Annotated in this window: 15 protein-coding genes, 3 tRNA genes and 1 pseudogene; 7 read left to right on the top strand and 12 right to left on the bottom strand. The window is 62.3% G+C overall.

The features are described 5' to 3' along the window. Window positions 1-339, bottom strand: a 339-nt coding sequence (locus X751_RS149780; RefSeq protein ID WP_023744855.1) for a GTP-binding protein, incomplete at its 3' end; no start/stop codon positions are given. Between the two features lie 313 nt (window positions 340-652). Between X751_RS149780 and X751_RS149785 the strand changes: the two genes are divergently transcribed. Beyond that, window positions 653-1,540 carry a DMT family transporter gene (locus X751_RS149785; protein WP_023681464.1) on the top strand — a complete coding sequence of 296 codons (888 nt, stop codon included), beginning with the start codon at window positions 653-655 and terminating at the stop codon, window positions 1,538-1,540. 65 nt (window positions 1,541-1,605) lie between these two features. Here X751_RS149785 and X751_RS149790 read toward each other — a convergent pair whose 3' ends face one another. After that, window positions 1,606-1,863, bottom strand: coding sequence for a GlsB/YeaQ/YmgE family stress response membrane protein (locus X751_RS149790; protein WP_023688411.1), 258 nt, complete (start codon window positions 1,861-1,863; stop codon window positions 1,606-1,608). A gap of 130 nt (window positions 1,864-1,993) precedes the next feature. Here X751_RS149790 and X751_RS149795 point away from each other — a divergent pair, with 130 nt between their 5' ends. After that, window positions 1,994-2,470 carry a YidB family protein gene (locus X751_RS149795; protein WP_023667447.1) on the top strand — a complete coding sequence of 159 codons (477 nt, stop codon included), beginning with the start codon at window positions 1,994-1,996 and terminating at the stop codon, window positions 2,468-2,470. Here X751_RS149795 and X751_RS149800 read toward each other — a convergent pair. Then, complete coding sequence (locus X751_RS149800) at window positions 2,467-3,354, bottom strand: helix-turn-helix transcriptional regulator (RefSeq protein ID WP_023744854.1); 888 nt, start codon at window positions 3,352-3,354, stop codon at window positions 2,467-2,469. The two genes, X751_RS149795 and X751_RS149800, sit on opposite strands and share 4 nt — an antisense overlap. A 98-nt stretch (window positions 3,355-3,452) precedes the next feature. On the opposite strand from X751_RS149800, the gene X751_RS149805 reads away from it, so the two are divergent. Next, complete coding sequence (locus X751_RS149805; protein WP_023688409.1) at window positions 3,453-3,842, top strand: VOC family protein; 390 nt, start codon at window positions 3,453-3,455, stop codon at window positions 3,840-3,842. 16 nt (window positions 3,843-3,858) lie between these two features. Here X751_RS149805 and X751_RS149810 read toward each other — a convergent pair. Continuing rightward, a tRNA-Gly gene (locus tag X751_RS149810) sits at window positions 3,859-3,932 on the bottom strand. 28 nt (window positions 3,933-3,960) lie between these two features. Further along, window positions 3,961-4,045 (bottom strand) — tRNA-Tyr (locus X751_RS149815). A 210-nt stretch (window positions 4,046-4,255) separates the two neighbouring features. Here X751_RS149815 and rlmB point away from each other — a divergent pair. Then, complete coding sequence (gene rlmB, locus X751_RS149820) at window positions 4,256-5,107, top strand: 23S rRNA (guanosine(2251)-2'-O)-methyltransferase RlmB (RefSeq protein WP_023681467.1); 852 nt, start codon at window positions 4,256-4,258, stop codon at window positions 5,105-5,107. A 43-nt stretch (window positions 5,108-5,150) separates the two neighbouring features. Here the strand turns inward: rlmB and X751_RS149825 are convergent, their stop codons facing one another. From X751_RS149825 to gcl, 3 genes and pseudogenes are all read right to left on the bottom strand, one after another. After that, entirely contained in the window at window positions 5,151-6,038 is an 888-nt protein-coding gene (locus X751_RS149825; protein WP_023715772.1) for a 2-hydroxy-3-oxopropionate reductase, read from the bottom strand. A 214-nt stretch (window positions 6,039-6,252) separates the two neighbouring features. Further along, window positions 6,253-7,050: a hydroxypyruvate isomerase gene (hyi, locus tag X751_RS149830; RefSeq protein WP_023744853.1), complete on the bottom strand. Its 798-nt coding sequence runs from the start codon at window positions 7,048-7,050 to the stop codon at window positions 6,253-6,255. Between the two features lie 168 nt (window positions 7,051-7,218). Further along, window positions 7,219-9,010, bottom strand: a pseudogene (gene gcl, locus X751_RS01000000163815) (glyoxylate carboligase). A gap of 203 nt (window positions 9,011-9,213) precedes the next feature. Between gcl and bhcR the strand changes: the two are divergent. Further along, the gene (gene bhcR, locus X751_RS149835; RefSeq protein WP_023681470.1) at window positions 9,214-10,032 is read left to right on the top strand and encodes an HTH-type transcriptional regulator BhcR; all 819 of its coding nucleotides are present in this window, start codon (window positions 9,214-9,216) and stop codon (window positions 10,030-10,032) included. After that, window positions 10,032-10,448 carry a hypothetical protein gene (locus X751_RS149840; protein ID WP_023688404.1) on the top strand — a complete coding sequence of 139 codons (417 nt, stop codon included), beginning with the start codon at window positions 10,032-10,034 and terminating at the stop codon, window positions 10,446-10,448. The genes bhcR and X751_RS149840 overlap by 1 nt, the downstream gene beginning before the upstream one ends. A gap of 74 nt (window positions 10,449-10,522) precedes the next feature. Here the strand turns inward: X751_RS149840 and X751_RS149845 are convergent, their stop codons facing one another. The 3 genes from X751_RS149845 to X751_RS149855 all read right to left on the bottom strand — a co-directional run bounded on the left by X751_RS149845 (window position 10,523) and on the right by X751_RS149855 (window position 11,546). Further along, window positions 10,523-10,831, bottom strand: a complete 309-nt coding sequence (locus tag X751_RS149845) for a BA14K family protein (RefSeq protein WP_023667455.1) — start codon at window positions 10,829-10,831, stop codon at window positions 10,523-10,525. Between the two features lie 202 nt (window positions 10,832-11,033). Then, the gene (locus tag X751_RS149850; RefSeq protein ID WP_023688402.1) at window positions 11,034-11,243 is read right to left on the bottom strand and encodes a hypothetical protein; all 210 of its coding nucleotides are present in this window, start codon (window positions 11,241-11,243) and stop codon (window positions 11,034-11,036) included. A 120-nt stretch (window positions 11,244-11,363) separates the two neighbouring features. Further along, complete coding sequence (locus tag X751_RS149855) at window positions 11,364-11,546, bottom strand: hypothetical protein (RefSeq protein WP_023667458.1); 183 nt, start codon at window positions 11,544-11,546, stop codon at window positions 11,364-11,366. A gap of 158 nt (window positions 11,547-11,704) precedes the next feature. Between X751_RS149855 and X751_RS149860 the strand changes: the two genes are divergently transcribed. After that, window positions 11,705-11,780: transfer RNA gene (locus X751_RS149860), tRNA-Thr, on the top strand. Window positions 11,781-11,906: 126 nt separating this feature from the next. Here the strand turns inward: X751_RS149860 and X751_RS149865 are convergent. Beyond that, entirely contained in the window at window positions 11,907-12,434 is a 528-nt protein-coding gene (locus X751_RS149865; RefSeq protein ID WP_245260196.1) for a DUF2569 family protein, read from the bottom strand. Window positions 12,435-12,563: the final 129 nt, after the last annotated feature.

Raw genomic sequence — 12,563 nt, 5'->3', positions numbered from 1 at the left:
CTCGCGGGTCTGCGGCATCGGGCCGTCGGCGGCCGACACCACCAGGATCGCGCCGTCCATCTGCGCAGCACCGGTGATCATGTTCTTCACATAGTCGGCGTGGCCGGGGCAGTCGACATGGGCGTAGTGGCGCGCTGCCGTCTCGTATTCGACGTGCGCCGTCGAAATCGTGATGCCGCGGGCCTTCTCTTCGGGCGCCGCATCGATCTGGTCGTAGCGCTTGTACTCGCCAAAATACTTCGTGATCGCCGCCGTCAGCGACGTCTTGCCATGATCGACATGGCCAATCGTGCCAATGTTCACATGAGGCTTGTTACGCTCGAATTTACCTTTTGCCATAGTCTCTTTCCTTGGACGGCCTTGACCTTCAGTTCAGTCGAATGCGGGGCGATTAGCGACTACGGCCGAAAAACACAAGTGCCTTGTGGCCGGGTGCGCTGTCCACTCGGTGCGAACCGATGATCCGATTGCGGGGATGTGGCGCTGATATAGGAACGCGCGAGCGGAAATGAAATGGGGGCTGCGGGCTCCAGCACCTGTTTGCTATTCCCGCCCATGTCCTGTCCCGCCCATGTCCTGGCCTTTGCCTGCCGGATGTGCAGCCGGCGCCTGGCCCATTGCCGCTACGGCGGCGGTCTGATTTGGTTGCCCCATGCAATTCATACCGACCTCCATACGCGGCCCGCTGTTCATGATCGTTTCGACGGGGTCGTACCTCGTCAACGACACGATGATGAAACTCGCGACCGCGGGCTTGCCGTCCTATGAAGTGCTGTTCCTGCGCGGGGTCGCGGCCACGCTATGGGGCATGCCGCTGCTGTTCCTGCTGGGCTATGGCAGGCAGATTCCATTGATCTTCGACAAACGCGTGCTGCGCCGCAACCTGCTCGAGCTGGCGGCCATCCTTTGCTACGTCGTGGCGCTGGCCAACATGCAGATCGCCGATTCGACCGCGCTCGGGCAGATCACCCCGCTTTTGATGCTGGTCGGCTCCTCCATCCTGTTCGGCGAACGGATCGGCGGCGTGCGCATGGCGCTGATCGGGCTCGGCTTCATCGGTGCGCTTATGGTGGCCCAGCCGACCATGCAGGGCATCTCGGTCTATGCGTTGCTGGCGCTCGGCAACGCGGCATTGGCGGCGGCGCGCGATCTTGCCGGCAGGCGGGTCGCGGCCGAGGTGCCGGGCATGATCGTCGCCATTTCCGCCGTTGTGGTGGTGCTGATCGGCGCGGGCGCCGCGCATCTCGTTTCCGAGCGCTGGGTCATGCCGGAAGCCCGGCACCTGCTGCTCATGGCCGGCGCCGGATTCTTCCTGATCTTCGGCCATTTCTTCATCTTCATGGCCTATCGCGTCGGTCCGACCGGCGTGGTGGCGCCGTTCTACTACTGCTTCACCGTCTGGGCGGTCATCTCAGGCGTTCTGGTGTTCGGCCAGTTCCCGAATGCCCTGGCGGTCTGCGGCATCCTGCTGGTGGTCGCGAGCGGGCTGACCATCGTCTCGCTTGATGAACGCAAGCGCAGGCTGACCGTCGTCGCCTGACCTTCAAGTCAACGCGTCGAAGCAGGTTTGGCCGACCTGCGGTCGGCCAGTCGGCAGACTGGCGCCTAAAGCGTTCGCTTGCCGGAGAACTGGTGATAGGCCCACAGCACGACCACCGCGCCGATGATGGCGACGATCAGGCTCCAGATGTTGAGGCCGGTCACACCCGTGGCGCCAAAGGCGCTGAAGATCAGCCCTCCGACGATGGCGCCGACAATGCCGAGCACGATATCCATGATCAGGCCCTGGCCGGTCTTGTTGACGATCTTGCTGCCGATAAAGCCGGCGATGACGCCGAGGATGATCCAGCTGATAATGCCCATTTTTCCTCTCCATTCCCCGCCCGCCGATCATGGTCACATGATTGTCAAAAGCTCAAGCCAACTTGAATTTCCGCCCGCATGGTCCATTGTAGCCGGCGGGACGGGCTTGGTCGTTATGGAGGATTGACCTATGGGACTTTTTGACAACGCCGTGCCCGGCGGCAACATCACCAAACCGCTGATGATCGCGCTCGGCGCGCTGCTGGTGGGAAAGATGCTGAGCGGCAGAAGCGCCGAACAGACGAGTGCCGAAGAGACGGGCGAGCCCGCCCAGCCTCAAACGCCAGCCCCCACCGGAACCACGGCCTCAGGCGACGGCGGCCTGCTTGGCGGACTGGGCGGACTGCTCGACAAGCTCAAGAATGCCGGCCAAGGCAATGTTGCTGACTCATGGGTCGGCACCGGGCAGAACCAGCCGATCAACGCCAATGATCTGGGCAAGGCGATCGGCCCGCAGGTCATTCGAGAGATCGCGCAAAGGACCGGACTGGACGAGCAGGAGTTGCTCAAGCAATTGTCCACAGCCCTGCCCGGCATTGTCGACAGACTGACGCCGAACGGACAGGTGCCGCAGCAACACCAGGTCGCGTCCGCTTTCAACAGCTAGACTTCTGCGCCTGCATCACGCGCAAACACGCCCGGCACCGCCTTGCGGCTGTCGGGCGTTGCTCCGACCAGCACGGCGAACCGCCTGGCAGTCGACGCATCGACCGGCGTGTAGACGGAAACCGAGAAATCACTGTCGCGGCCGCCCGGCTGCAGCGTGGCGAAATCGAAGGACATCGCGCCGGCGACAGGGTGCCGGATGGATTTCCGCCAGATCGGTGGCTCGGCGATGTCGCGGCTGTTCCAGCACGTGGCGAACGCTTCGCTTGCCGCTTCCAGTGACGAAACCAGCGCAGCCAGCACCGGATCGCGAGTCATGGCGACAGTGGCAAGCCGGAACTGCGCCGCCGCCGAGCGCGAAACCTCCGGCCAGTCGACAAAGCGCTGCCGCCATTCCAGGTCGAGAAACAGCCGGGCGAGCAGGCTGCCGGACCACTCATCATCCGTCTCGAAATCCCCAAGCAGCACCGCCGCCGGATGGTTACAGGCGACGACCTGCCAGTAGCGATTGACGACATATGCCGGGTGCGGCGCCAGCCCGTCGAGCAGGCTGAGCAACGGCGCGCTGGGCAGGCCTTGCGCGCCGAGCCGGTTTCGCCAATCGAGATCGGGCCGCGCCAATTGGAAGAGATAGGCCTGCTCCGACCGGCTCAGTCTCAGCACCCGCGCCAGCGAGCGAAGCACCTGCGGCGACGCGTTCACCTCCCGTCCCTGCTCGAGCCAGGTGTACCAGGTGGTGCTGATCCCCGCCTCGGCGGCGACCTCTTCGCGCCTGAGGCCCGGCGCCCGGCGGCGGCCATTGGCGCCATCGATCCGCGGCAAGCGGTCCCGCCGCTCGCGCAGGAAGCGGGCAAGCTCATCGTGCCGTGGGCCGTCGTATGGCATGCAGTCACCTCCGATACCAGTATAAGCTATAGTCTTGTACTACTTTAAAGGAAAGCTAGGTTGCGGGCGATCGAACATCAGCCCACGGGACTTCGACAATGAATGCGCTCAATGAAATCCGTCAGATCGACTACACCGTCATCTTCGCCCGCGACATGGCCGCCATGCGGCACTTCTACGGGGATGTGATGGAATTTGATCTGCAGCGCGAACTCGGCGACAGGTGGATCGAATATCGGGTCGGCCCGAACACGCTGGCCTTGACCAGCCTCGGCATGATGTTCAACGACACGCCGCAGCAGCGGGATGCGCTGTCGCTTCAGCTGGCATTCCGGGTGGCGCCGGAGATGGTCGCTGCTTGCGCCGAGGCGCTTCAGGCCAAGGGCGTGCAGCCGGTCCTGCCGCTCACCGACCAGGAATGGGGCCACAGGACAGTGTTCTTCCGCGATCCGGACGGCAACGTTGTCGAGATATTCGCTGAGATCTGATGCGGAGTGGGGAGTTTGGAGCGGGTAGCGGGAATCGAACCCGCATATTCAGCTTGGAAGGCTGCTGCTCTACCACTGAGCTATACCCGCATCGTCCTCAAGGTTCGCGGGCTGGCAGTGGTGGAGAGGGTTGGATTCGAACCAACGTAAGCTAAGCTAACGGATTTACAGTCCGTCCCCTTTAACCACTCGGGCACCTCTCCAGCCTGCCGTCGAAGCCTTGCAACGAGGCATTCTCGCCGATCAGGTCGAAACCAGGGTTTTGTCCGAAATCAGCGAAGCGCCTTATGGCGGCAAGGCCAGTGGGTGTCAACCGCACCGCAAGGCAAAATGCGCTGATTTTGACAGCTCACCCGGCAAGCCGGCTTTCTGCCTGTATCCATGGCCCGGCGACGCGGCTATAGAAGCCGGCCATGAGCAATGACAACACGTCCAAGACCGCCAAAGACACCCACTACGCCAAGCTGCGTCGCGCCCATCGCGACGAGAAGGCCGGCGGCGCGCCTGCCTTCCGGCCGCGCCAGCCGGTGCCGCCGGGCGAGAACGCCGCCGACGGGCTGGTGCGGCTTTATGGCCTGCACACGGTGCGCGCCGCGCTCGACAATCCGCGCCGGCGGATCAGAAAGATGTTGGTGACGCGCAATGCCGCCGAGCGGCTGGCGATCGCCGACCTCGCCGCTTTGCCGTTCAAGGCCGAACTGGTCGAGCCGAAGGACATCGACAAGATCACCGGTTCGGACGCCGTCCACCAGGGCGTGCTGATCGAGGCCGAGCCGCTGAAGCCCAAGCGCCTTGACGCGCTCGGCGATACCAAACTGGTGCTGGTGCTCGACCAGGTCACCGACCCGCACAATGTCGGCGCCATCCTGCGCTCGGCGGTCGCCTTCGGCGCCGGTGCGCTGATCACCACGGCCCGCCACAGCCCGCAGGAATCCGGCGTGCTGGCCAAATCCGCCTCCGGCGCGCTGGAACATATCGACCAGGTCGAGGTGAAGAACCTCGCCGACGCGCTGGAACAGCTGCACGAAGCCGGCTTCCAGACCATCGGCCTCGATTCGGACGGGCCGGCCGAACTCGAAACGAGTTTTTCAGGCGAAAAGATAGCCCTGGTGCTCGGCGCCGAAGGCAAGGGCCTGCGCCAGAAGACGCGCGAGACGGTGACGACACTCGCCCGCCTCGACATGCCCGGCGCCATCCGCTCGCTCAACGTGTCGAACGCCGCGGCGGTGAGCCTTTATGCGGCACGGAAGTTCCTTGGAAAGTGAATAGTGAATGCTGAATGGAAAGCGTTCTTACCGTCACCGTTCACTATTCACCCACTTCATGCCCCGCCATCCGCTCCAGCGCCCGCACCAGCGCCGAATGATCCTCTTTCGCCCCGCCATTCGCCGCGCACGAGTTGAACAGCTGCTGCGTCGTCGAGGTGTTGGGCAATGAGACGCCGAGCGCCTTGGCGCCTTCCAGCGCCAGGCTGAGATCCTTCTGGTGCAGTTCGATGCGGAAGCCCGGCGCGAAGGTGCGCTTTATCATGCGCTCGCCATGCACCTCGAGGATGCGCGATGCCGCCAGCCCGCCCATCAGCGCCTGCCGGACCTTGGCGGGGTCGGCGCCGGCTTTTGCGGCAAAGACCAGCGCCTCGGCGACCGCCTCGATGGTCAGGGCTACGACGATCTGGTTGGCAACCTTGGTGGTCTGGCCGACGCCGTTCGGGCCGACAAGCGTGACGTTCTTGCCCATCTTTTCGAACACGGGCTTGGCGCGCTCGAACGCCTTGTCCTCGCCGCCGACCATGATGGTCAGGGACGCCGCCTTTGCGCCGACCTCGCCGCCCGACACCGGCGCGTCAAGATAGTCGCAGCCGAGATCGTTGATTTTCTTGGCGAAAACCTTGGTCTCGATCGGCGAGATCGAGCTCATGTCGATGACCAGCTTGCCCTTGCTCAGGCCGGAAGCGACACCGTTCTCGCCGAACAGCACCTCGGCTACCTGCGGGGTGTCGGGAACCATGGTGATGATGATATCCGCGGCCTTCGCCACTGCCGCGTGGCCGGTGATGCTTCTCAAGCCCTTGGCGACGAGATCGGCCGGCGGCTTCGAGCGGTGGTCGCTGGCAATGACGGCGTAGCCGGCATCCAGGAGATGCCCCGCCATCGGCGCGCCCATGATGCCAAGGCCGATGAAGCCGATGGTTTCCATTGTTTTCTCCTTTGTTGAGGCTGAGTTCCTTCGCGCCCCCTCTGGCCTGCCGGCCATCTCCCCCACTTGTGGGGAGATTGGCAGTTTCGGCGCCTCGCTCACCCTGCAATGTTGGGGAGCGAAAGCCGGGATGACGTCCGATCTCCCCACCTGTGGGGGAGATGGCCGGCAGGCCAGAGGGGGGCGCGAAGGAACGCGACTTCAATCGTAACAGCTAAGCCGCGGCACTCCCCTGCCCGTTAAGCTCCCGAAACCACCCCAGCCCAGCCTCCGTCCCCGCCTTCGGTTTGTATTCCGCTCCGACCCAGCCGGAATAGCCGATCCTGTCGATATGCTCGTAGAGGAAGGGATAATTGATCTCGCCCGTCCCCGGCTCGTGACGGCCGGGATTGTCCGCAAGCTGGATATGCGCGATGCGGCCGAGGTTGGCCTCGATGGTACGGGCGAGATCCCCCTCCATGATCTGCATGTGATAGATGTCGTATTGCAGGAACAGGTTCTTCGAACCGACGCGCTCGATCAGCGCCAGCGCCTGCTCCGAATAGTTCAGGAAAAAACCCGGTATGTCGCGCGTGTTGATCGGCTCGATCAAAAGCCGGATGCCGGCCTGCTCCAGTTTCTCGGCTGCAAACGCGAGGTTCTCGGCTAAAGTATTTTCCAGCACCGAACGATCCACGCCCTGCGGCGCGATGCCGGCGAGGCAATTGACCTGCTCGCAGCCGAGCGCATGGGCATAGCTGATCGCCTTGGCGATGCCTTGCCGGAATTCCGGCGCGCGGTCGGGCAAAACCGCGATGCCGCGCTCGCCCTTGCCCCAGTCGCCGGCCGGGAGGTTGAACAGCACCTGTGTCAGGCCGTTCTTCTTCAGCCGGGCCGCGACCACGTCAGGCGTATGATCATAGGGGCCGATATATTCGACGCCCTTGAAGCCGGCGCGGGCTGCGGCATCGAAGCGATCGAGGAACTCATGCTCGCCAAAGAGCATCGACAGATTGGCTGAAAAACGCGGCATTCTTTTTCTCCTTCTTCTGCTTGGCCCTAGGCGTGTTGAGATTCAGGTCGGGCAGAGTCGAAAACGGTGACTTTCGAAAACCGGAGCGGAACGTACTTTCTGTACGTGAGCACCGGAAGCGCAGGAAGGCGCCGTTTGCAGGCCTGTCTCACCTGAATATCGGCGCGCCTAATCGAGCAACACAATCGCCGTTGGCGCATCCTCATGGCTTTCGGCAAGGTCCTCGAATTCGGTGATCTTGTCGATTTCCGTGCCCATGGAAATGTTGGTGACGCGCTCGAGGATGAATTCGAGCACCACCGGCACCTGGTATTCCTTCATCAGCCGCTGCGCTTCCTTGAAGGCGCCGGCGAACTCTTCCGGTTTGCGCACCCGGACCGCCTTGCAGCCCATCGCTTCTGCGACCGCGACATGATCGACGCCGTAGCCGGCCTCCGGATCGTTGGCGCGGTTGACGTTCTCGAAGGCCAGGCTCACCTCGAAATCCATCGCAAAACCGCGCTGCGCCTGGCGGATCAGGCCGAGATAGGCATTGTTCACGACGACATGGATATACGGCAGTTTGTGCTGTGCGCCGGCCGCCAGTTCCTCGATCATGAACTGGAAGTCGTAGTCGCCCGACAGCGCCACGATGGTGCGATCCGGATCGGCGGCGCGCACGCCAAGCGCTGCCGGCAGCGTCCAGCCGAGCGGGCCGGCCTGGCCGCAATTGATCCAGTTGCGCGGCTTGTAGACATGCAGGAACTGCGCCCCGGCGATCTGCGAGAGGCCGATCGTGGTGACGTAGGTGGTGTCACGGCCGAACGCCTTGTTCATCTCCTCATAGACGCGCTGCGGCTTCAGCGGCACCTGCTCGAAATGCGTCTTGCGCTTCATCGTCTTCTTGCGGGTCTGGCNGGGTCTGGCATTCCTTCGCCCAGCCCGACCAGTCGCGCAGCTTTCCTGCCGTCTTCCATTCGGTGGCGACGTCGAGCAGCATCTTTAGTGCCGCACCGGCGTCCGAGACGACGCCGAGATCCGGCGCGAACACCCGGCCGATCTGGGTCGGTTCGATGTCGACATGGATGAATTTCTTGCCCTTGGTGTAGACATCGACCGAACCGGTGTGGCGGTTGGCCCAGCGATTGCCGATGCCAAAGACGAAATCGGCTTCCAACATCGTCGCATTGCCGTAGCGATGCGAGGTCTGCAGCCCGCACATGCCGGCCATCAGCCGGTGGTCGTCGGGGATCGCGCCCCAGCCCATTAGCGTCGGGATGACCGGCACGCCCGTTATCTCGGCAAATTCGATCAACAGATCCGACGCATCGGCGTTGATGATGCCGCCGCCGGCGACGATCAGCGGCTTTTCCGCGGCATTGAGCATCGCCAAGGCCTTTTCGGCCTGGGCGCGCGACATTGCCGGCTTGAACGGGACCAGCGGTTCATAGGCATCGATATCGAATTCGATCTCGGCCAATTGCACGTCGACCGGCAGGTCGATGAGCACCGGGCCCGGTCGCGACGAGCGCATCAGGTGAAATGCCTTCTGCAGCGCCATCGGCACGAGATAGGGCTCCATGACCGTGACCGCCCATTTGGCGACGGGTGCGGCTATGGCGGCGATATCGACCGCCTGGAAATCCTCCTTGTTGAGCCGTGCCCGCGGCGCCTGACCAGTGATGCACAGGATCGGGATGGAGTCCGCCGCCGCCGAATAGAGCCCGGTGACCATGTCGGTGCCGGCCGGGCCCGACGTGCCGATGCACAGCCCGATATTGCCTGATTTAGCTCTCGTGTAGCCCTCGGCCATATGCGAGGCCGCCTCGACATGGCGCGCCAGGATGTGGCGGATCGAGCCCCTCGCCTTCAGCGCCGAATAGAACGGATTGATCGCCGCGCCCGGCACGCCGAAGCCGCAGGAAACGCCTTCCTTTTCGAGAACGAGAACCGCTGCATCTACAGCGCGCATCCTGGCCATGTCCAGCCTCCGCAAATTGTTGGTCGACCGACAATGCCAGTATGGTTTTCATTTTTCAATTTTTTCAGAATAATTTTTCATTTCTAGAAAACGGCTCCTGTCCACTGATTTCGCTGGCTTTTCCGTTTTTCATGAATCCGGGCACCAGAATCTGTGAAAAAGTTTTTCATTGCGATTTCGGCGAAACCGGCGACAATGCCGCCATGGAAACCAGCGAAAAACGCCAGCGCGGCCGGCCGCGCGCTTTCAACGGTCCGTCCGAGGCCGGTTCTGTACAGTCGCTGGACCGGGCCTTGCGCATCCTGGCCATCGTCGCTGAAGGCAGTGGCCTGTCGCTGAGCGAGATTTCGGCGCGTAGCGAGCTCGCGGCGTCCACCGCCTACCGCATGCTGACGACGCTGCAGAACCACGGCATGGTCGAGTTCGATACATCGGACCAGCTGTGGTCGATCGGCGTCGAGACCTACCGCATGGGTGCCGCCTTCCTGCGCCGCCGCAAGCTTGTCGACCGGGCCCGCGTGGTCATGCAGGAATTGATGGAGAAGACCGGTGAAACCGCCAATCTCGGCGTCGCCGAGGACGATTGCGTCGTTTTCGTCAGCCAGGTCGAGACCCATCAGGCGATCCGCGCCTTCTTCCGCCCGGGCACGCGCAGCTCTTTCCATGCCTCGGGCATCGGCAAGGCGGTGCTGGCGCAGCTCGAGCCGGAACGCGTCGCCGCCATCCTGCGCAAGTCGGGCCTGCAGCGCTTCACCGACAAGACGCTGTCCGACATTTCGGCGCTGGCCCATGACCTGGCTGTCATCAAGCACCGTGGCTGGTCGGTCGACGACGAGGAGCGGCATCCCGGCATGCGCTGCGTGGCCGCCGCCATTTTCAACGAGTTCGGCGAGCCGATCGGCGGTGTCTCGGTCTCCGGACCGACGGTGCGGGTGACGATGGAGCGGCTGGACGAGATCGGGCCGCTGGTGCGCGACGCCGCCGCTGAGGTGACGAGGATGATCGGCGGGTTCCGATTATAATGCGGAGAACGCTTCAGCTTTTGCTCGCCGCTTCACTGTGCGGATGCGTGGCGACGGCGCCCGAACCCGCCCCTGTCTCCCAGCAAGTCAGCGAGATTCCGATCTCGCTCGCTTTGGAGGAGACAATCACGATCGGCATTCGCCAGCATTTGCAGGATCCTGTATCCGCCAAATTCGGGACGATGCGCGCCGGCGAGCGGACGCTCAACGGCCGCCGGGAAATCGTGGTCTGCGGCCATGTCGCCGCGAAGTCATCGTCCGGTGGTCATACAACAGACCAACCGTTCGCCGCCAAGATCTATCCGGATGAAGGAAGCAGCTTCGAACTCATCGCCATGGGCGATCAATCGCTGAATGCGAGCGGTGGTGTTGTCGGCACCTGCCATGCAGCCGGATTACCGATCTCCAAACCGTAGCTGACACTGCCACGCGCTCAAATGTAGGAAAGAGGGGCTGCGTACAGCCCCTCCTTCTTGTGGGGAGCCTCCTCTTAGAGGCGGCAATAGTGGCGGTAGCCGTCATAGCCGACATAGGTGTCGGAGTACGGATCGTAGCTGGCGTAGCGATTGGCGCAGCGGCGGACGTGCCAGGAACCACCCTCGTCGTCGACATAGACGGTGCGGGGCTGCTGGTTGAGCAGGCTGCCGAGCACGAAGCCGCCGACGCCGGCGGCGATGCCGATGCCGATTTCGCGGTTGTGGTGATGGCTGTGGGCGGCCGAGGGCTGGACGGTGCCGACCAGCGAGGTGGCGGCGACGGTGCTGGCGATGAGGGCAGAAGCGATTTTGCGCGTGAACATGACGATCTCCTTGTTTCGTTGCGAGAGGCGATCCATCCGCCTCTTGATCATCTGTCGTTTCGGCGCGGAAAAAGGTTCGAAAGAATTTGGGATTTTCTTGAAGGCCGGAAATCAGCCGATGGAAACCAAGATCTGATCGATCGAGCGCTCAACGCAAAAAAGGGCGGCCGAAGCCGCCCTTCCGCGAGGCAGGTCGTCTCGCTCAAAGGAAGATGATCACCTTGCCGTGGTGATGATGATGCTTGTGGTGATGGTGCTTGTGTTGATGGTTCCACCACCAAGAGGGCTTGTCGTGGTGCTTGTGATGGTGGTGATGATGGCTGTGAGCGGAGGACGACTGCACGGTACCGGCGAGCGCGCCGGTGGCGACGAAGATGGCGACCAGGCCCGAAGTAAGACTGCGCTTCAACATGATGATCTCCTTGATCGAGGCGACCATTCGCCTCTGGAGATCAGTCGCGGTGACGTGGTGAAAGGTTCGAGGTTTTGAGCGAGTAGTGAGTAGTCAATGGTCCGAAAGGCGTTCGCCCATTCACCATTCACCATTCATCCCCATCCCAGTCACATGCCGCAGCCAAAACGCCATCGCGATAAAACCGACGATGGCGGCGATGCCGGTCCAGTCGACATTGGCGCTCTTCACGTCCCTGATGAGCTTTACCGCAAGCAGCCAGGCAATGACGACAAGCGGCAGGATGATGACAAGTCTGATCATGCGACACCCCGTTCGATGCGTTTGCACCTGAGAGATATGTAGGGATCGCATTGGCGGTTTTCAGCATGGCGGCCCGCCCACCTCGGCGGGGTCCATTAGCGATCGAAAACGGAGTTTTGTCTTTACTGGCGCACGAAATATGCTAACCGGAGCGCCGTGCCCTTGTAGCTCAGCTGGTAGAGCAGCGGTTTTGTAAACCGAAGGTCGGCGGTTCGATTCCGTCCGGGGGCACCACCCTTCGCTCTTCGAGCTTCGGGTGGCAGGCCACTCGAAGCTCGTTAGTCGAAGGAGGACTGCCGACGGTTCTATTCGGCGGAGCTGGCAGCACGACATCAGGCCAACTCGCAGCCGTCGGACCTTCTAGGAAAATGTGGCAGCCTGTATGGCTGCCGTATCGCCGAACGTGTTCCTCACCCTAACCGACCTGTAGACGTAGGCGGCCCAGATCCCTGTGACTATGAAGGATGCCAAAGGTGTAACCAGAGCTCCTCCGGCAAGCAAACGGTTTACCGGGACACCCAGAACAGTCGATATCCAAACTGTGTCCAGTACGAATAAGAGAGGGATCGCGAACCACAGACATATGAACAGCTGCGGAAAGCGGTGGCTTCGCCGCAGCATCGAAACAAGCACGACCAGCTGAAGCACCAGAAATGCCAGATTGAGGGCTGCCTCGCCATAGATGGCCAAGGCCCCGTTGGGCACTGTAACAAGCTGTTGGTAGGTTTTGACCAGACTGGCCATATCGACAAGTGTGCGCAACGGCGAAAGGGACAGGCTGATCGCCAGCAGGATCAGCCAGCCGCCGAACCCCACGAGGTCATCTGGGCTCTGTGACGATTTGCGCGACGACCGGACGGCGAAGAAAACCGGCACGCCAATCAGCAACAGAAGTATCGCCCAATGCCACATTTACCCACCCTCGAATACATCCCTGGGTTGTTTAGCTCGCACCTCTGGATTGTGCAAGCGTTTTTACAGAGATCAAGGCATCGTAGAGATTTTCGGGTTTAGGTT

It is taken from the genome of Mesorhizobium sp. LNJC394B00, from assembly GCF_000502555.1.
Lineage (GTDB): Bacteria > Pseudomonadota > Alphaproteobacteria > Rhizobiales > Rhizobiaceae > Mesorhizobium.
Note: the sequence above shows the minus strand (reverse complement) of the source record. Positions and strands in the feature narration are given on the sequence as shown.